Source organism: Polaribacter sp. BAL334 (assembly GCF_015767435.1).
In the GTDB taxonomy this organism is placed as follows: Bacteria; Bacteroidota; Bacteroidia; order Flavobacteriales; family Flavobacteriaceae; genus Polaribacter.
Window position 1 is genome coordinate 365,437 of record NZ_JADWOV010000301.1, and the last position, 18,504, is coordinate 383,940.

The 18,504-nt window shown below is 31.9% G+C and carries 19 protein-coding genes and 1 riboswitch; all 19 genes read right to left on the minus strand.

The genetic code is table 11. From position 1 onward, the window contains the following. Positions 1 to 14: 14 nt before the first annotated feature. Positions 15 to 965: an ATP-grasp domain-containing protein gene (locus IU405_RS11110; RefSeq protein WP_197438674.1), complete on the minus strand. Its 951-nt coding sequence runs from the start codon at positions 963 to 965 to the stop codon at positions 15 to 17. 4 nt (positions 966 to 969) lie between these two features. Then, a complete protein-coding gene (locus tag IU405_RS11115; protein ID WP_197438675.1) occupies positions 970 to 1,668 on the minus strand; it encodes a metallophosphoesterase family protein in 699 nt (232 codons plus the stop codon). After that, on the minus strand, positions 1,665 to 2,339 hold the full coding sequence (locus IU405_RS11120; protein ID WP_197438676.1) for an SDR family NAD(P)-dependent oxidoreductase: 675 nt from the start codon (positions 2,337 to 2,339) through the stop codon (positions 1,665 to 1,667). Before IU405_RS11120 ends, IU405_RS11115 begins: the two co-directional genes overlap by 4 nt. 3 nt (positions 2,340 to 2,342) lie before the next feature. Next, a complete protein-coding gene (locus tag IU405_RS11125) occupies positions 2,343 to 2,912 on the minus strand; it encodes a GNAT family N-acetyltransferase (protein WP_197438677.1) in 570 nt (189 codons plus the stop codon). A 10-nt stretch (positions 2,913 to 2,922) separates the two neighbouring features. Further along, positions 2,923 to 4,230, minus strand: coding sequence for an aminotransferase class III-fold pyridoxal phosphate-dependent enzyme (locus IU405_RS11130; protein ID WP_197438678.1), 1,308 nt, complete (start codon positions 4,228 to 4,230; stop codon positions 2,923 to 2,925). Beyond that, positions 4,223 to 4,990 (minus strand): cytidylyltransferase domain-containing protein, encoded by a 768-nt coding sequence (locus tag IU405_RS11135; RefSeq protein ID WP_197438679.1) that lies wholly within the window; start codon positions 4,988 to 4,990, stop codon positions 4,223 to 4,225. Before IU405_RS11135 ends, IU405_RS11130 begins: the two co-directional genes overlap by 8 nt. Beyond that, positions 4,981 to 5,859 carry an aldo/keto reductase gene (locus IU405_RS11140; RefSeq protein WP_197438680.1) on the minus strand — a complete coding sequence of 293 codons (879 nt, stop codon included), beginning with the start codon at positions 5,857 to 5,859 and terminating at the stop codon, positions 4,981 to 4,983. The genes IU405_RS11135 and IU405_RS11140 overlap by 10 nt, the downstream gene beginning before the upstream one ends. After that, positions 5,852 to 6,373, minus strand: a complete 522-nt coding sequence (locus tag IU405_RS11145; RefSeq protein ID WP_197438681.1) for a GNAT family N-acetyltransferase — start codon at positions 6,371 to 6,373, stop codon at positions 5,852 to 5,854. The genes IU405_RS11140 and IU405_RS11145 overlap by 8 nt, the downstream gene beginning before the upstream one ends. Then, the gene (pseC, locus tag IU405_RS11150; protein ID WP_197438682.1) at positions 6,360 to 7,547 is read right to left on the minus strand and encodes a UDP-4-amino-4,6-dideoxy-N-acetyl-beta-L-altrosamine transaminase; all 1,188 of its coding nucleotides are present in this window, start codon (positions 7,545 to 7,547) and stop codon (positions 6,360 to 6,362) included. The genes IU405_RS11145 and pseC overlap by 14 nt, the downstream gene beginning before the upstream one ends. 3 nt (positions 7,548 to 7,550) lie before the next feature. Further along, a complete protein-coding gene (pseB, locus tag IU405_RS11155) occupies positions 7,551 to 8,561 on the minus strand; it encodes a UDP-N-acetylglucosamine 4,6-dehydratase (inverting) (protein ID WP_197438683.1) in 1,011 nt (336 codons plus the stop codon). Positions 8,562 to 8,644: 83 nt separating this feature from the next. Beyond that, complete coding sequence (locus IU405_RS11160; protein ID WP_197438684.1) at positions 8,645 to 9,754, minus strand: glycosyltransferase family 4 protein; 1,110 nt, start codon at positions 9,752 to 9,754, stop codon at positions 8,645 to 8,647. A 467-nt stretch (positions 9,755 to 10,221) separates the two neighbouring features. Then, complete coding sequence (gene trxA / locus IU405_RS11165; RefSeq protein WP_197438685.1) at positions 10,222 to 10,539, minus strand: thioredoxin; 318 nt, start codon at positions 10,537 to 10,539, stop codon at positions 10,222 to 10,224. A 122-nt stretch (positions 10,540 to 10,661) separates the two neighbouring features. Beyond that, on the minus strand, positions 10,662 to 11,618 hold the full coding sequence (gene metF / locus IU405_RS11170; protein WP_197438686.1) for a methylenetetrahydrofolate reductase [NAD(P)H]: 957 nt from the start codon (positions 11,616 to 11,618) through the stop codon (positions 10,662 to 10,664). A gap of 138 nt (positions 11,619 to 11,756) precedes the next feature. Further along, positions 11,757 to 14,408 carry a methionine synthase gene (gene metH / locus IU405_RS11175; RefSeq protein WP_231749698.1) on the minus strand — a complete coding sequence of 884 codons (2,652 nt, stop codon included), beginning with the start codon at positions 14,406 to 14,408 and terminating at the stop codon, positions 11,757 to 11,759. Between the two features lie 108 nt (positions 14,409 to 14,516). Next, on the minus strand, positions 14,517 to 15,542 hold the full coding sequence (locus IU405_RS11180) for a homocysteine S-methyltransferase family protein (RefSeq protein ID WP_197438688.1): 1,026 nt from the start codon (positions 15,540 to 15,542) through the stop codon (positions 14,517 to 14,519). 48 nt (positions 15,543 to 15,590) lie between these two features. After that, positions 15,591 to 15,719, minus strand: a riboswitch (SAM riboswitch). Positions 15,720 to 15,792: 73 nt separating this feature from the next. After that, positions 15,793 to 16,686, minus strand: a complete 894-nt coding sequence (gene cysM, locus IU405_RS11185; RefSeq protein ID WP_197438689.1) for a cysteine synthase CysM — start codon at positions 16,684 to 16,686, stop codon at positions 15,793 to 15,795. A 1-nt stretch (position 16,687) separates the two neighbouring features. Further along, positions 16,688 to 17,443: a serine O-acetyltransferase EpsC gene (gene epsC / locus IU405_RS11190; RefSeq protein WP_197438690.1), complete on the minus strand. Its 756-nt coding sequence runs from the start codon at positions 17,441 to 17,443 to the stop codon at positions 16,688 to 16,690. A gap of 3 nt (positions 17,444 to 17,446) precedes the next feature. Next, positions 17,447 to 17,776, minus strand: a complete 330-nt coding sequence (locus tag IU405_RS11195; RefSeq protein WP_197438691.1) for a 2Fe-2S iron-sulfur cluster-binding protein — start codon at positions 17,774 to 17,776, stop codon at positions 17,447 to 17,449. A gap of 50 nt (positions 17,777 to 17,826) precedes the next feature. Continuing rightward, positions 17,827 to 18,504: NAD(P)/FAD-dependent oxidoreductase (locus IU405_RS11200; RefSeq protein ID WP_197438692.1), on the minus strand; the 678-nt coding region annotated here is incomplete at its 5' end.

The following is an 18,504-nucleotide window of genomic DNA, read 5'->3' on the forward strand; positions in this document are numbered from 1 at the left end:
ATTTTTAGTATTGCTTATTTTATATATTCTGAAAATCCTTTGTAAAATTTTCTTCCGACTGAATTTTGTCTAGTATCTGATAATTGTAATCCTAAAGCATCTTCAATAGACCAAATGACATCCTCAAAACCAAAAAGATATCTGTACAAAACAGTACTTGAAAACCTCGGATTTATTTCAAAAACTTTGGGTTCATTTTCTGAAATTCTTAACTGCACATTGATACTGCCTTCTAAATTTAATTTTATGGCTAAATTATGTAAAAGATTCGTAATTATTTCGTTTTCAACCACTTCTCCATAGCCACTATAGCCTCCATGTAATTCTCTTTTAAAAATTATAGATCGAATTTCGCCTTTTTTACTTCTAAATAAACCACAAGTGAATTCTCCGTTTTGGTCAGTTATAAACTCCTGAACTATGTAATCTTCAATATGATTTTTTGTATAAAAAGCAAATTCAGCCATAGCATTAATTTTATAAATGTCTTTACTTCCTGAACCTGTTTTAGATTTTAAAATTACTGGAAAAGAGCTAATCTTTTTGATATCTTTTGCTAATGTTGTTTTTGGATAAGGAAAACCTGCTGTTTTTAAAAACTCGGCTGTTTTATATTTATCAAAACCAACTTGTAAAGCTAAATCAGAAGCTGTAATTATTTTTGCGTTTCCTATGTTATCTAATAGATTTTGTTCTGAAAAAAAACGAAGTTCTGGTTCTGCCATTGGTATAAAAATATCAATAGCATTCTTTTCAATAAATGCTTCTAAATTTTTTAAATACTCAGGATGCGAAAAACGCAAACCCACTGAAAAATTAGGATAAATAAATTGAGCGGCATTTTTATCGGAAATATCAATTCCGAATAAGTTTTTGGTGTATTGAGATTTTAAAAGTATTTTGCCAATACTTTGCCCAATATCACCTCCACAACCAGTTACTAATATATTTAATGCTGTACTCATGTTTTTAATTTCTTCTTAAAACTTGGCTTAAGTAATTAGGTTCATTGCCTTTTTCGGTAACCTCATCTATTAATTTTTCTACATTATACGCTGTTGAGAGCAGCTGAAAACACTTATTTCCTGTGTCAATTGTACACCAATATGCTTTTCCTCCTGATTGTCTAGATTGCCCAACAGAACCAGGATTGATCAAAATGCTGTTGTTGTTCTTGATGGCAAATTGATAATGAGAATGCCCAATTAATACAAAATCGTGTTTATTGGAATCACATTTTTCAAGGATATTTTTGTCACAATCTGGATAAATATAGAAATTATTTGACCATGGACTTCCATGATTCATTAAAATTGATGTTTTTTCAAATTTTACAGATTTTGTCTCTGGTAAATTTTTTAAAAACTCCAATTGATTTAATGACAATTTTTCAATAGCCTGTTGATGCCCACTTCCATATTTTGATCGAATGATTTCACTGATTGATGGGTTTTGTATCAAATCCTCTAAAATATATTCATGATTTCCTTTGATCATATCAAAAGACCATTCTGATAATTCTTCCAGAATTTTATCAGGGTGATAATAATAACCCACAATATCTCCAAGAATCAACAAATGGTTTACTTCCTCTAGTTTCGCTTTTTTTAAAACCGCTAGAAGTGCATCATAATTGCCATGAATGTCAGAAATTACGGCTATTTTCATTCGATGATTTGTATTGTTTTTAAAATATCTTTTGCAACATCAATCGGATTTTTTAGTTTTCCTTCTTTTTGAAAACTTTTAAAATTTTCAACATCAGGAAAATCACTTTCTCTGATACTTTTTTGCATATTGGTATCCATTACTCCAGGATTTATATTAAAAAAACGGTGCTGTTGATATTCCGTTTCTGCCACTTTAAAAAACATTTCTATACATGCTTTTGATGAACAATACAAAGACCAATTACTTATAGGTCTGTTTGCTGCACCTGAACTAATATTTACAAATGTAACTTGATTTGAATCATAGTTTTTTAATAAAAACGACGTAATTAACATCGTTGATTTTATATTTACTGAAAGAATATCATCTATTGACGCTTCATCTATATCTTCAATTTTAATGATGGGTTCAATTAAACTTGCATTGTTTATAAAATAAATTGCCTCGTTTGAAATTGTGTTTTTCAACATTTTTAAACTATTCTGAATATCATTTTTTGATAAAACAGTTTTGATAAATTGAAATTTTTTTGATGAAAACTCCTCTTGATCTTTACTTACACTTCTTGACAATGAGATAATAAAACAGTCATCAATTGTCATTAAAACATCTACAAATGCTTTTCCTAAACCTCTATTTGCACCTGTTATTATTACAGTTTTTTTCATAGTTTATGAAGATAGATTATTTTTATTCAACTTACTGTGAATAATGACATCTTTATAATTTCCATTAAAAAAGCAATGTTCTTTTAAGGTTGCTTCTTTTACAAAACCTGCACTTTCAATAGCGTTATATAAATGTGGTCTTAGATCAAATGCAAACGTAAAAATTTTATGGAATTTTAAATCAGTAAACGCTACTTGTTCAATCAATTGTAAAAAAATAGTCCAATGTTTAGAAAAATATTCTTTCTCTAAATCAGTATTCATAATAAATGAAATTTCAGCATTTTTATCAATCCAGTTGATGTGGACCAGACCACCATAACCAATACAAACATCATTTTGCAAGTATGAAAACAACAATTGATTCGGTTGTAAGGCATCAAAAAGTTTACTAACAACTGTATCAAAATAGTTATCCTGATCTTCTTTTGTTAAAGGCTTGTGTTGTCTTAAATGATAAATTTGTTCATTTCTCCATTTTAAAATATCCATACGATCTTGATATCTAATGGGTACAATTGAGTACTCATTAAATAAATACTGTTGATTATTTAAAACTTTGTAAGAATTCATTCCAATGATATTAGTTTAACCTTTTAAAACCTGAATGACATATTGGTCCGTTTAATAAGTCGTTAATATTTAAAGTTTCTGATTCGCATTTTGCTATTGTAGCATAAATGCCATCCAATGCATCAAAATAAGTTTCTAAATGTTCGTTAGTATGTTCGGTACAAGCATAAAAATGGGTACTTGCCAAAAACCCTTTTTTTAACATTTCTTGTGTAATCAATGTTTTATAGGCAGCCGCATTCTCATTATTAAACCCATAAGTAGTCATTGCAGAAATACCCGAAACCGTAATATCTAAATTGTGACTTTTTGCTAATCTTTTCCAGCCTTCTTGTATTTTACTTCCAGTTTTTGTGATTGTTTTCCAAGACTCTATCCGTTCCATAACTTTTAAAGTAGCTAAAGCAGCTGTAGGGCCAATTCTTTCAGTCCAAAAGGTACTACTTATAAAAGTATTTTGAGCTGCTTCCATAACAGATTTTTTTCCAACAACTGCTGTTAAGGCATACCCATTTCCTAAAGTTTTTCCTAACATAATCATATCAGGCTCTACATTAAATTTTTGAAAAATCCCTCCAAAGGTTTCTCTAAATCCAGAAGAACACTCATCAAAAATTAAAACAATATTTTTTTGACTTGCCAATGCTCTAACTTTCTCTAAAAAGTTATTTTCTGGACCAAAATTTCGCATCACTTCCATTTTAATAACACCTATATTATTGTTTTCAACAATTTCCAAAAGTTCTTCATAATTGTTATAATGAAATGGGAATACTGAATTTTTTAAATTTTTTGGTACTCCTTTTGGGCTTAATCCAGGAATTAAATGAGAAGACAAATCATCTCCACCATTATGATTGGCAGACAAATACCAATCATGCCAACCATGATAACCACAAATTGCAACATTGTCTTTGCCAGCTGCAGCTCTTGCAATTCTAATAGCTATAGCATTGGCTTCACCTCCAGTTCTTGCAAACCTTACCATATCTGCCCAAGGATTCATTTCTATTAATTTTTCCGCTAGATATACTTCTTCTGGGCAATTTAATGTACTCATATTTCCATTCTTTACAGTTTCTATAACTGCCGAATCTACTTCTTCATTGCCATAACCAAGTGTATTTGTCCCTATGCCCATAATTGACATATCTAAATATTCTTTACCATCTAAGTCCCATACTTTACAGCCTTTTGATTTTGAAAAATATGAAGGCCAATGTTCTGGCAAAAACATTTCTGGTCTTTTAGAAAGCAGCATCGTTCCGCCAGGAATAAGTGTTTTCGCTTTATTATATAATTCCTGTCCTTTACCCATTTTTGTTGTTTTTTAATGATTTTAGAAATCCTTCGTTTCTAACGATTTGATTATTCATTTTAATCAAATCATTCTCAATAATATAATTGGTGTATTCCAACCAAGTTTTATCTGTGCCTAATTTTTGAATTAAATATTCGATTAATTCAAAATCTCTTTGTTCATCGACAGTCATTCTTATGGCAGAGAAATCTTTTTCACAATCAAAATTTTTACTACTGAAAAAATTAGCTCCTTTACCATTGGCGTTATTGCGAATATAAGGCGTAACATGCTCTAAATCTGATTTTAATGTAGCATTTTGAAAAGCTGTTTTTAGTGCTGAAAATTTAAAAACCTCTACATCTTGACCATCTGGAAATCTTTCTAATACACTATTTGAAACATAATCGTAGTTTTTATGATGTGCAAAACTTATAATATCGTCAACCAAAACAGGGTCTAACAAAGGGCAATCAGAGGTTACTCTTACAATCCAATCAGCATTGCTATTTTTAACTGCATGATAAAAACGATCTAAAACGTTTGATTCTGAACCTCTAAAAGCACTGTAACCCCATTCTAAAGCTTTATCATAGATAACTTTATCAGGATTGTTAATAGTTGTAGCTACGATAATTTCAGAAATCTTTATGCATTTTTTTAACCGTTCTAAATGTATTTCAAGTAGTGATTTTCCATTCACTTCTTTTAATATTTTTCCGGGTAATCTTGTGCTTCCAACTCTTGCTTGCGTTATTAAAATTGTTTTTAATTCCATAGAGAAGGGTTTAATAAATGAAATTCAGTTACTTTTATCTTGTTAATTTGGTCAATTAAACTAGCGTTAATTTTTTGTTTTAGTGACTCAATGTTTTGTTCTAATTGATTTAATGAATCTACACCAATTAGAACATTGTCAATGAGTGATTGTTGTGTACAATAATTTATGGCCAATTGAGCTAAAGGAATTTTGTTATTTTTAGCTATTTTTGATATTTCTACAAGTTCAATTTGAAGACTTTTTACTGTGTCATTTTTTGAATGTATATCCTTAAAAAACAATCCTTGCAAAAATGCTGATCGTGTGTGAATTATTTTTCCTTTTTGTTTTGCTTTTTCTAAAATATTACCTCGCTGAGTGATGTTATCAAATAAATTAAAAGGCAACTGAATAATATCCACAGCATCATTTAATAAAACTTCCTCTATTTCTTGGTTTGTGTAAACTGAAACTCCGACATATTTTATTTTACCACTATTTTTCAAATTGATTAGCACATCAAAATAATCAATGTTTTCTTTATAACTTGAAAAACTATGAAACAATAACGCATAAAGGTGGGTTACGTGTAATTCACTTAAATACGTATTCACTTTATCATTAATGTTTGAGTTCAATTGATGTGGTAATTTTGTAATAACTTCAAATAATTTATCAGGATTTTTTTTATGAAATTCCCCAATTACAAGATGGGCATTGCCATAAGCTTCAGCTGAGTCTAAAATTTGTATTCCTTGACTAAATGCATATTTTAAAATTTGATGACTATCTTGTAAACTAACTTGTCCATTAGTATTGTTAATGCCATAGTCAAGCCCAAACTGAACTGTACCTAAAATTAGTTTATGGTTAGCATTTTTAAGCATTGATTGACATTCTTAAAGAATTACTTATTTGATGATTATACTCTTTTGTCCCGATAATAATTTTGTCTATTTTAAAACCAATTTTTTTATATAATTCAACAGCTGACATGTTATTTTCAATAACTCCCAAAGTTACTTTTGATAATTTAAGCTCGCTAAAACAAAAGTTTAGTATTGTATTTGTAGCCTCTTTTGCATACCCTTTGCCCCAACTTTCTTTATCACCTATTAGAATTCCGTATTCGCCAGATTTTGTCTTGATATCTATGGGATCTATCTTGATATTTCCAATATGTTTTTTCGAATCTTTTATGTGAATTGCCCAAAAGTATATTTCTTTTTCATATAAATTTTCTATGTATTTTTTTAAAAGTTCTATTGTATATCCTCCTCTTGTTTCAAGATACTTATTTACTTCAGAATCATTAATCCAGTTAACATAATCAATTGAAATATGCTCTTTATTAACTCTCTTGTAAAATAATCTTTCAGATTCTAATTCAATATTTCTCACTATAAAATAAATTAATAGCATCAATGACATACTGTTGTTCATCACTTGTCAGTGTTGGATACATTGGCAAACTAATGCACTGTTTATAGTAATTTTCGGCATGTGGAAAATCTCCAACTTTCCACCCTAAATCTTGATAATAAGGCATTAAGTGACAGGGAATATAATGAATTTGACAATATATATTCTTAGTTTTTAAGTAATTGTATAAGTTCAATCGATCTTTAACTTCTAAAATATAGAGGTGATACGCGTTACCTTCAATTATTCCAGATTGACCAATAACAAAAAAAGCATTTTTAAACGCATTAAAATATGTTGAAGCTATATTTCTTCTTAGTTTAATTCCTTCATCAGCTCTTAAAAGTTGACTATGACCTAATGCCGCTTGAAAATCTGTGATACGATAATTGTATCCTAAAACCTGCATTTCCATGTACCATCCAGGATATTCATCAAAGCCACCTGCCAATTCAATTGAATTGGTATATAAATCATTATTTTTTACAATACCATGAGTACGTAATTGAAGTAATTTATTGTAAAGTGTTTCATTATTTGTGGTTATCATTCCTCCCTCTCCTGATGCAATATGTTTTACAGGATGAAATGAAAAAATTGCTAAATCAGCAAACTTACCATTTCCACAAGTTTGATTTTTATTTTCACTATCTGTAAAAAAACCACCTGGAGCATGACACGCATCTTCAATAATCCAAAGATTGTATTCATCAGCTAATTCCCTAAAAGCTTCTAAATTAGTTGCTCTTCCTGCAAAATCTACAGGGATAATTCCTTTGTAAGTTCCTTTTGGGGATGCTTCTAAAAGTTTTCTAACTTTTAGAATATCTAGTAAATAAGTCTCAGGATCAATATCAGAAAACACGACTTCTCCTCCACAATATCGAATACAATTGGCAGAAGCTGCAAAGGTTATTGGAGTTGTAATTACTTTGTCACCTTCGTTAACGCCAAGTGCTAATGTACACAAATGTAAAGCTGCAGTGCCATTTGCCAATGCTACTGCATATTTACTACCTACATAATTTGCAAAAGCATTCTCAAATTCGGCTATTTTAGGGCCTTGAGTTAAATAATCTGACTTTAACGTTTCTAAAACAACTTTTATATCATCGTCAGTAATATTCTGTCTTCCGTAAGGTATTGCTTTCATGGGTTAAATTTCGAAATTTGAATCAACATGTTCTTTAATTAGTAAACGCAAAGAATCAACAGTTTCCCATTCAGTATTTGTTCCAGAATTATACGCAAAACCATGAGGAACTAATTTAGCATTAAAATGAGTCATAAAATCACTTATATTCCAAAATGGTGTTTGAGGTAAAATCACATAATAACGATCTAAATCGTATGTAAAAAAAGAATCTGAAGAAGTAATCATTTCTTCGTGTATTTTTTCTCCTGGTCTTATTCCGACTTCTTTATGTTCACAGTTTGGACCTATCGCTTTTGCAATATCAGTAATTTTATAAGAAGGTATTTTAGGGATAAAAATTTCACCACCCCAAGCTGTACTTAAAGCATGAAGAACCATATCTACTCCACCTTGAAGAGAGATGTTAAAACGTGTCATTTCTTTAACAGTAATAGGCAATAAACCTTCTTCTCTTTTTTTAAGAAAGAAGGGAATTACAGATCCATTAGAACCCATGACATTACCATATCTAACAACAGAAAATTTAATATTAAGCTTTCCTCTAATATTATTGGCCGCAACAAAAAGTTTATCCGAAGTTAACTTTGTTGCTCCATATAAATTAATTGGGGCGCATGCTTTGTCAGTTGACAATGCAACCACATGTTGCACTTGGGTTTGTAAAGCAGCTTGTATTACGTTTTCTGCACCACCAACATTTGTTTTTACACATTCATCTGGATTGTATTCTGCAATATGAACATGTTTCATAGCAGCTGCATGAATGACATAATCTATCCCATTAAAAGCCCTAACCAATCTTTCTCTATCTCTCACATCACCAATAAAAAAACGTACTTGAGGATATTTAGAGACAGGATAATCTTGAGCCATTTGATATTGTTTTTGCTCATCTCTTGAAAAGATAACTAATCTTTTAACATTTGGCCATTTGGTTAATATGTGCTTGGTTAATGCTTTACCAAGGGAACCAGTTCCTCCAGTTATTAACACTGATTTGTTATCTAGCATACTTTTTAAGTTTTAAAACAATTTTTTAGTGAATAAATAATAATTTTGAATAATTCTTTTAATTATTTGATATATCTAGGAATTTAAAATACAAATTGAATAATTGCTATTAAATGTCTAGAACTATTCATTTTTCCTAAATTTTTTTTAAGTAAATAAAAAACTCTTAAAAGTATTAGCGTGCAAATAAAAATAATAAACAGCATCCAAAAGCTATTAAAATTGGTTGATAGTTTAATTAAAAAAACAGCAATTAATAAGTTTAAAAAACTTAAAAACAAACTAGATTTAAAATGAGTTAATCCTGAATTTATCAGAATATGGTGAATGTGATTATTATCGGGTTTAAAAACACTTTTCTTATTTAAAAGCCTAACTCCTATAATTCTAAATGTGTCAAATAACGGAATAAAAAACACAGCAATGATAAGTATCATGCTATTTTCTGGGTTTAAATTATTTTGCTTAAGTAAGCTAAAATCTAAAGATAAAAATCTTAGACAAAGAAAACCAATACAGAATCCAATAATCAAAGAGCCAGTATCACCCATAAAAACTTTTTTTGTTTTAGATAAATTATAATATAGATAAGCTAATAAAACTCCTATCAAACTTATGCTAAATAGAAAATAAAAATTTAATTGCAAAGTATAAAACACAAAACCAAAGATGCTTAAAACGACAATTCCCATAATTGCAGCTAAACCATCAATTCCATCAATTAAATTATACGAATTAATAATTATTAAAAACATTATAATAATTGCCAAATAAGAAACAATTGAAGGAATTTCATACAATCCTAAAAACCCATGTAAAGAACTAATTTTAAAAGATTCAGAGAAAATCACTAGTAATATGGCAATTATTTCTCCTCCAACTTTTGCTCTTGCAGTAGAAATGACTAAATCATCTTTTAAACCAATTGCAAATAATAATCCTAAAGACGCAGTTAAATTAACACTTATAGCATTCACATCCCATTCTTTTAAAATAATTAGCATAAAAATAATAGTTAAAAAAAATGCAACCCCTCCCATTGTAGGAATAGAATTTATATGGGAACTTCTTTCATTTGGGCAATGAATCAAATTACGATTTGTAACTATCCAAGAAATTTTAGGAATTAATAGTATAACTAAAACAAAAGAACCTAGGAAAGATAAAACAGCTGATAAAATTAAATTATTCATTTTCATTATATTTTAATTCCATTTTTTTGGGGAATCATTAAAACATACGTTTTAATTAATTTAAAAATGAATTGATTTAACTTTTTTGAGGTTACAATATACGGTATGTAATGATTTAAAACTAGGTTATATTACCAATACAAATAATATACAAGACCATAGAAAATAACCTTTTAAACTGCTACAACAAGATTTGTCTATAAAATTAAAGCTTTTTTTTAAAAATTTAAACTTGCAGTAAATACTAATTTTTATATTTTACAGTTAAAATATTAAATTTGTATTGTTTTTGTATAGGTAAAATTAATAAATAATTAAATAAATCCGCGATTTAATAAGAATATAAAATATCAAATATTAATAATTTTAATTACAAATTATTTACACAAACAATTTTGTTAATTTAAAAATAAAAAAAGGTTTGACGTTAGCCAAACCTTTTTTAGAATATAAATTGTTAATTGATACTATAGAGCAGCATCAATTTTTCCAGTATATACATTTTTTGGAGCAACACCTACTTGTTTATCAACCACTTCTCCGTTTTTGAAGATCAATACTGTTGGAATATTTCTTACTCCGTATTTTGCTGCAAATTCTTGATTTGCATCCACATCTACTTTTCCAACGATTGCTTTTCCTTCGTATTCAGCATGAATTTCATCTACGATAGGTCCAACCATTCTACAAGGTCCACACCAAGCAGCCCAAAAGTCAACCAATACTGGTTTGTCTGATTTTAATACGACTTCTTCAAAAGTTGCATCTGTTATTTCTAATGCCATTGTATGTTTGTTTTAATTTATGAATCAATTTACTGAATGCAAAAGTACACAAATTATTTACTTTACGTGTTTCAAAAAATTGCTTTTGCCTATTTGTCTATCAATTCAAGTTATCCTTACAATCAAAACAATTCAGACGCTATTTCACGAATATTATCACTTTTTCCCATGGAATAATAATGCAAAACAGGCACACCAGCAGCCAATAATTCTTTGGATTGTTGGATTGCCCATTCAACGCCAACTTGTCTAATTTGTTGATTGGTAGTGCATTTTTCTACTTCTGAAATCAATTCTTCTGGCAAATCAATGCGAAAAACTTGCGGTAATAATTGCAAATGACGTTTCACCGCCAATGGTTTTATTCCTGGAATAATGGGTACATGAATTCCGATATTTTTTGCTGCTTCCACAAACTCGAAATACTTTTTATTGTCAAAAAACATTTGAGTTACAATATAATCTGCACCAGCATCTACTTTTTCTTTCAAACGTTTTAAGTCAGTTTGCAATGAAGGTGCTTCTAAATGCTTTTCAGGATACCCAGCAACTCCCACACAAAAATCGGTTTTATCAATACTTTCTTGAACATCATGCAAATATTTTCCAGCATTTAAATCATGAATTTGCTCAACCAAATCGCTTGCATATTCATGACCACCTTCTATAGGTTCAAAATATTTTTGATGACTCATAGCATCTCCTCTCAAAGCCATTACATTGTCAATTCCAAGATAATGACAATCTACCAAAAGATATTCAGTTTCCTCTTTGGTAAATCCTCCACACAACACATGTGGTACAGGGTCTACGTTGTATTTGTGCTTGATGGCTGCACAAATTCCCACTGTTCCAGGACGCATTCTAGTGATTTTTCGCTCTAACAATCCATTTTCTTTTTGGATATAAACGTATTCTTCTCTTGAAGTTGTCACATCAATAAAAGGTGGATTGAACTCCATTAACGGATCAATATTGTTATACAATTCTTGAATGCTATTGCCTTTTTTTGGCGGAATAATTTCAAAGGAAAACAAGGTTTTTCCGTTTGAATTTTTAATGTGTTCTGTTATTTTCATATTTCCAGCCCCCTAACCCCCAAAGGGGGAATTCTTACTCGGGCAAAATAAGAATTTAGTTATTTATGTTTTCAATTTTCTTTCCAATCATCTTTCCACAAGAGTGTTCCTTCCCTTTGGGAAGGTTAGGATGGGCTTTTATTCTTCAGCCAACGCTGGAAATAACCATTTTACAGCTTTTTCTTTTGAAATGCCTTTTCTTTTTGCATAATCTGATACTTGGTCATCTGTAATTTTTCCCAATCCAAAATATTTTGATTCGGTATTTGCAAAATAATATCCTGAAACAGCAGCTGCTGGCCACATTGCCATACTTTCTGTCAATGTTACTCCAATTTGGTTTTCAACGTCTAACAATTGCCAAATGGTTTCTTTTTCTAGATGATCTGGACAAGCAGGATAGCCAGGAGCAGGACGAATTCCAACGTATTTTTCCTGAATTAAATCGTTGTTTGTCAACGATTCATCAGCATGATACCCCCAATGTTTTATTCGGATTTGATAATGCAAATATTCTGCAAAAGCTTCTGCAAAACGATCTGCAATGGCTTGCGCCATAATTGCGCTATAATCATCTTCTTTGTTTCTAAAACTGTCAGCCAATTCTTGCGCACCAAAAATACTCACACAAAATGCACCCATATAATCGGTTTTTTGAGTTTCTTTTGGAGCAATAAAATCAGCCAAAGCAAACATAGGTATACCATCTCGTTTTAAAGATTGCTGACGCAAAGTTCTAAAAACAGCAACTTCTTTGCCTTTTTTTATCACTGAAATATCGTCATCATTGATAGAATTTGCTTCGAACAAACCAAAAATTCCTTTGGGTTTTAATTGCTGTTTTGCCACAATTTGTTGCAACATTTTTTGAGCATCTTCATACAATTCTGTTGCTTGATTGCCTACAATTTCGTCTTTTAAAATATCTGGAAACTTGCCATGCAAATCCCAACTTCTAAAAAACGGACTCCAATCAATATAAGGCAGTAGTTCTTTTAAACTTAGTTGTTCTAAAACTTGAATTCCGAGTTCTTTTGGTTTGATGATGGAAGAAGTTTCCCAATCAATTTTGAATTTTCTTTCACGAGCCTCTTCAATAGAAATGTATGATTTTTCCTTACCTCGTTTCAAAAATTTGGTACGAAATTCGTCATATTCTTTCTTGATATTCGCAACATATTCTTGAGATGTTTTCTTGTTCAGCAAATCGCCCACAACAGTTACAGCTCTTGATGCATCATTCACATGAACTACTGCATTTTTATATTGTGTGTCAATTTTCACTGCTGTATGAGCTTTTGAAGTGGTTGCACCCCCAATTAAAAGTGGCACTTCAAAATTTTGACGTTCCATTTCTTTAGCCAAATAAACCATTTCATCCAAAGAAGGTGTGATTAATCCACTCAATCCAATCGCATCAACTTTTTCTTTTTTGGCCATTTCAATGATTTTTTCTGGAGGAACCATCACGCCTAAATCTACAATTTCGTAGTTATTACAAGCCAACACCACACTCACAATATTTTTTCCAATATCATGAACATCCCCTTTCACAGTTGCCATCAAAATTTTTCCAACAGGTTCTTGTTTGTCTGTTTTTTCAGCTTCAATAAACGGATTTAAATAGCCTACTGCTTTTTTCATCACTCTGGCAGATTTTACCACTTGAGGCAAAAACATTTTTCCAGCGCCAAATAAATCGCCCACGACATTCATTCCAATCATTAAATTCCCTTCAATAACATCAATTGGTTTTTCGGCTTGTTGCCTTGCTTCTTCCACATCTTCAATGATAAATGCATCAATTCCTTTGACCAAAGCATACGTAATTTTGTCTTGAATGGAACCTTCTCTCCAAGTTAAATCAGCTGTTTTTTCAACTGATTTTCCTTTAACAGTTTCTGCAAAATCCAACAAACGTTCTGTGGCATCTTCACGTCTATTGAGAATCACATCTTCCACTCTTTCTAATAAATCTTTCGGAATTTCGTCATAGACTTCCAACATGGCAGGATTTACAATCCCAATATTCATTCCTGCTTGAATGGCATGGTATAAAAAAACCGAATGCATGGCTTCACGCACAGAATCATTTCCGCGAAATGAAAATGACACATTGCTTACACCTCCACTTACAGAAACATTTGGTAGATTTTCTCTTACCCATTTGGTCGCTTTGATAAAATCGAGCGCATTGAGTTTGTGCTCATCCATTCCAGTTGCTACAGGAAAAATATTCAAATCGAAAATAATGTCTTCAGATGGAAAGTGGACTTTATTGACTAAAATATCATAAGAACGTTTTGCAATTTCTATACGGCGTTCATAATTATCAGCTTGACCAACTTCATCAAAAGCCATCACAATCAATGCAGCTCCATAACGTTTGATTTGAGTTGCTTCCCAAATAAATTTTTCTTCACCTTCTTTTAATGAAATGGAATTCACCACGCATTTTCCTTGAACAACTTGCAAACCAGCTTCGATAATTTCCCATTTTGAACTGTCAATCATGATAGGAACTCTGCAAATATCTGGTTCAGCAGCAATTAAGTTCAGAAATCGAACCATAGATTCTTTGCCATCAATCAAACCATCATCCATATTGATGTCGATAATTTGAGCACCACCATCCACTTGATGTCTTGCAATTTCGAGCGCTTCATCAAATTTTTCTTCTTTAATCAATCGTAAAAACTGACGAGAACCAGCCACATTTGTGCGCTCACCAACATTGATAAAGTTGCTATTTTCGTTGAGGATTAGTGGTTCTAGTCCAGAAAGTCTCATGAACTTGCGCCCCTCTCCAACCTCTCCCCAAAGGGAAGAGGCTTCTGCTAATCGTTTATTTATATTTTTGTCGCTCATTCTTTAATTCATTCTCTTTTTACAATTTTTTCAGGATTGCTTCCCTTCCCTTTGGGAAGGGATTGAGGGATGGGCTCTAGGTTTATATTTTGATGCAATATTCGCAATAACTTTAATATGTTCAGGAGTTGTGCCACAACATCCACCAATAATATTGATGAGGTTTTTCTTTAAATATTCCTCAATTTGTTCGCCCATTTCCTCTGGAGTTTCGTCATATTCTCCAAAAGCATTTGGCAAACCTGCATTTGGATGTGCAGAAATGGCAAAATCGGTTTTGTGTGCAATGGCTTCTAAATGTGGTTGCAATAAATTGGCTCCTAAAGCGCAGTTAAATCCAACAGATAACAAAGGAATATGAGATACTGAAATCAAAAAAGCCTCTGCTGTTTGTCCTGACAATGTTCTTCCAGAAGCATCTGTAATAGTACCACTTAACATAATAGGTACTTCGATTTTTCGTTCTTCTTTTACTTCTTCAATAGCAAATAATGCTGCTTTTGCATTGAGAGTGTCAAACACGGTTTCAACCAACAATACATCTACACCACCATCTAACAATGCTTCCACTTGTTGCTTGTAGGCAATGCGTAAATCGTTAAAAGTAACCGCTCTAAAACCAGGGTCATTCACATCAGGAGACATGCTTGCAGTTTTGTTGGTTGGTCCAATTGAACCCGCCACAAAACGAGGTTTGTTAGGTTCTTTTGCCGTAAATTCATCCGCAACTTCACGAGCTATTTTTGCAGATTGAAAATTCAATTCATACACCAAATCTTCCATTTGATAATCTGCCATGGCAATGGTTGTTCCAGAAAAAGTGTTGGTTTCTACAATATCAGCTCCAGCTTCAAAATATTTTGCATGAACTGCTTTGATAGCTTGAGGTTGCGTGATAGATAACAAGTCATTGTTACCTTGCAACGAGGTTGGATAATCTTTGAAACGTTCGCCTCTAAAATCTTCTTCGGTAAATTTATATTGTTGAAGCATGGTGCCCATAGCTCCATCCAACACTAAAATTCGCTCTTTTAGAGCTTTGTATATGTTTGACATTTTTGATGTTTTTTTATCAATTTGTCATCAGGAAAAGGTGAGATTTCGCTGTTATCTGTCAAATTAGATACTGAAACGAGTTCAGTATTCATTTGTAGAATGTAGCACCTTTCTCAATAAAAAAGGAGGTTGCCAAGGTTTCAACGGGTCTAATCCCTCAACCTTTCGTGATAACTTTTAGTAAGTATGAGAACTTGGTACAAAGAAACGCAATATTTTTTTATTTGTGGGATTTATTGGTTTGAAAAAATCAAACCTTATCAAATAAAGATGAGGATAAATAACGATCACCTCTATCACAAACAATGGCAACAACAACACCACTTTCTAGTTTTTCAGCGACTTTTAAAGCACAAAAAATGTTTCCTCCACTACTCATTCCTGCAAAAATGCCTTCTTCTTCAGCCAATCTTTGAGTCATTAAAGTAGCTTCAGCTTCGCTAACTTCAAGCACTTCGTCCACTTTTTTTCGGTTAAAAATAGCAGGAACATATTCTTCTCCCCATTTTCTAATTCCTGGGATTTTTGAATCTCCATCTGGCTGAACACCCACAATAGTGATGTTTTTATTCATTTCTTTTAGATAATCAGAAACACCCATAATGGTACCTGTTGTTCCCATGGAAGCTACAAAATGTGTTACTTCACCTTCAGTATCTCGCCAAATTTCAGGACCTGTTGTTTTGTAATGCGCTTTGGAATTATCAGGATTGTCGAATTGATTCAATCTGAAATATCCTTTTTTGTATTTTAATTTTAGTGCATAATCACGTGAACCTTCAATGCCTAATTCTGCTGGAGTCAAAATCACTTTTGCGCCATAAGCACGCATGGTTTGAACCCTTTCAATCGTTGAATTTTCGGGCATCACCAACACCATATGTACTCCCAAAACTTTCGCCATTAATGCCAAAGCTATGCCTGTATTTCCACTTGTTGCCTCAACTAAAGTATCTCCTTTTTTTATGTTTTTCTTATTGATAGCTTCATAAATCATGTTATATGCAGCCCTATCTTTCACACTTCCACCAGGATTATTTCCTTCTAATTTCAGCAACAATTTTACACCTTCTTTTTTAAAAATACTTTGAACCTCTACTAATGGCGTATTTCCTACAAAATCAATAATACTTTTCGTCTTCATGTTAGTTCTTCTTAAAAATTATATTTTCGTATTGTACTGTAACCACTGAATTTTCTGGAATGGATTCTCTGATACACACATTGGCACCAATAACAGAGTTTTCGCCAATCACCACATTGCCCCCTAAAATAGTGGCATTTGCATAAATCGTTACATTATTTTGAATGGTTGGATGTCTTTTTGTAGATGCCAAACTCTTTTTAACTTGCAATCCACCCAAGGTTACTCCTTGAAAAATTTGAACATTATTTTTGATAATAGTGGTTTCGCCAATGACAATTCCTGTTGCGTGATCAATGAAAAAAGATTCTCCAATTTCTGCTCCTGGATGAATATCTGTTCCTGTATATCTGTGTGCAAATTCACTCATCATTCTTGGTAAAACAGGCAGGTTTAATAACAACAATTGATGACTTAAACGATACACAGCAATCGCATAAAATCCAGGATATGCTAGATAAATTTCTTCTAAACTTTTCGCTGCTGGATCATTATTTAGGGCTGCAAGCGCATCTAAATCTAATTTTTTACGGATGTCAAAAAATGAGTTTTTGAATTCATTCCACAAAACTTCACCTTCGGAAATGGCTAATCTTTCTAAAATTTTTAGAAATTTTTGCTTCGTATTTTCGCCATGAATCAATTGATAATGCTCGTCAAAAACATCATTGATGAGTTCTTTTGTAAAATTTTCAACGGCATCTCTCAGACACATGCTGTAATCTTTTGCGGTATTTATTGCAATTATTTCTTTCATTTTTTAGGCTTCTGGTGCTAATAAAACTTCCAATCCATCCAATGCTGAGGTCATTTGAATTTGACAACCCAATCTGCTGTTCTCTTTTACATAAAATGCTTCTGCCAACATTGCCTCCTCATCATCAGATTTTGGTGGTAAATCGTGGTCAGAAATCACATAACATTGACAAGAGGCACACATTGCCATTCCTCCACAAATTCCAATGGTACCTTCTTCTGCTAATTCATATGAACGAACTACTTCCATCAAATTCATTGCCATGTCTGTAGGCGCCACAATTTCATGTGTTACACCATTTCTATCTGTAATTTTTAATTGAATGTCTTGCATTATTGTATGAATAATAAGTCGCAAAGTTAGGGAAACCTAACAAAATTTCACTAATCTATTGATTTTATTACGGCTTTTGGGGCTTCTTTTCTTGTGCCGTCAAAACCATCAACTCCACCCACAGTTGTGTATTTCATTACATATTTTTTATTCGGAAAAATGCGTTGATACGCACTTTGACACATTAAAGTCGCTTCGTGAAAACCACATAAAATCAACTTTAATTTTCCAGGATAGGTATTGACATCGCCAATGGCATAAATTCCAGGAATATTCGTTTGATAATCCAATGCATTGTTCACTTTAATGGCATTTTTCTCGATTTCTAATCCCCAATTGGCAATTGGACCTAGTTTTGGTGACAATCCAAATAGTGGAATAAAATGATCAGCATCCAACATAAAATCATCAAAACCTTCCTTTTCTATGACAACTCCAGTGAGTTTCTCTTTACCCAAAAGGGCTTTTACTTCTGCTGGAGTTATCAGATTAATCTTGCCTAAATTCTTTAATTCTTGTACTTTTTCAACAGAATCTAAAGCACCTCTGAATTCATTTCTTCTGTGAATCAAGGTAACTTCGGAAGCAACATTTGTCAAAAATATGGACCAATCCAAAGCAGAATCTCCTCCTCCAGAAATGACCACTTTTTTATTGCGATACAATTCTGGATCTCTGATAATATATTCAACGCCTTTATCCTCAAAATCAGCAATGTTGTCAATCAA

What these genes read in the sequence shown, in the direction of transcription:
- IU405_RS11130 (WP_197438678.1), bottom strand. Translation starts at nt 4,230, where the DNA reads ATGGGTAAAGGACAGGAATTATATAATAAAGCGAAAACACTTATTCCT.
- IU405_RS11115 (WP_197438675.1), bottom strand. Translation starts at nt 1,668, where the DNA reads ATGAAAATAGCCGTAATTTCTGACATTCATGGCAATTATGATGCACTT.
- pseB (WP_197438683.1), bottom strand. Translation starts at nt 8,561, where the DNA reads ATGCTAGATAACAAATCAGTGTTAATAACTGGAGGAACTGGTTCCCTT.
- IU405_RS11110 (WP_197438674.1), bottom strand. Translation starts at nt 965, where the DNA reads ATGAGTACAGCATTAAATATATTAGTAACTGGTTGTGGAGGTGATATT.
- IU405_RS11135 (WP_197438679.1), bottom strand. Translation starts at nt 4,990, where the DNA reads ATGGAATTAAAAACAATTTTAATAACGCAAGCAAGAGTTGGAAGCACA.
- trxA (WP_197438685.1), bottom strand. Translation starts at nt 10,539, where the DNA reads ATGGCATTAGAAATAACAGATGCAACTTTTGAAGAAGTCGTATTAAAA.
- cysM (WP_197438689.1), bottom strand. Translation starts at nt 16,686, where the DNA reads ATGAAGACGAAAAGTATTATTGATTTTGTAGGAAATACGCCATTAGTA.
- metF (WP_197438686.1), bottom strand. Translation starts at nt 11,618, where the DNA reads ATGAAAATAACAGAACACATTAAAAATTCAAACGGAAAAACCTTGTTT.
- epsC (WP_197438690.1), bottom strand. Translation starts at nt 17,443, where the DNA reads ATGAAAGAAATAATTGCAATAAATACCGCAAAAGATTACAGCATGTGT.
- IU405_RS11125 (WP_197438677.1), bottom strand. Translation starts at nt 2,912, where the DNA reads ATGAATTCTTACAAAGTTTTAAATAATCAACAGTATTTATTTAATGAG.
- pseC (WP_197438682.1), bottom strand. Translation starts at nt 7,547, where the DNA reads ATGAAAGCAATACCTTACGGAAGACAGAATATTACTGACGATGATATA.
- IU405_RS11140 (WP_197438680.1), bottom strand. Translation starts at nt 5,859, where the DNA reads ATGCTTAAAAATGCTAACCATAAACTAATTTTAGGTACAGTTCAGTTT.
- IU405_RS11160 (WP_197438684.1), bottom strand. Translation starts at nt 9,754, where the DNA reads ATGAATAATTTAATTTTATCAGCTGTTTTATCTTTCCTAGGTTCTTTT.
- metH (WP_231749698.1), bottom strand. Translation starts at nt 14,408, where the DNA reads ATGAGACTTTCTGGACTAGAACCACTAATCCTCAACGAAAATAGCAAC.
- IU405_RS11120 (WP_197438676.1), bottom strand. Translation starts at nt 2,339, where the DNA reads ATGAAAAAAACTGTAATAATAACAGGTGCAAATAGAGGTTTAGGAAAA.
- IU405_RS11180 (WP_197438688.1), bottom strand. Translation starts at nt 15,542, where the DNA reads ATGTCAAACATATACAAAGCTCTAAAAGAGCGAATTTTAGTGTTGGAT.
- IU405_RS11195 (WP_197438691.1), bottom strand. Translation starts at nt 17,776, where the DNA reads ATGCAAGACATTCAATTAAAAATTACAGATAGAAATGGTGTAACACAT.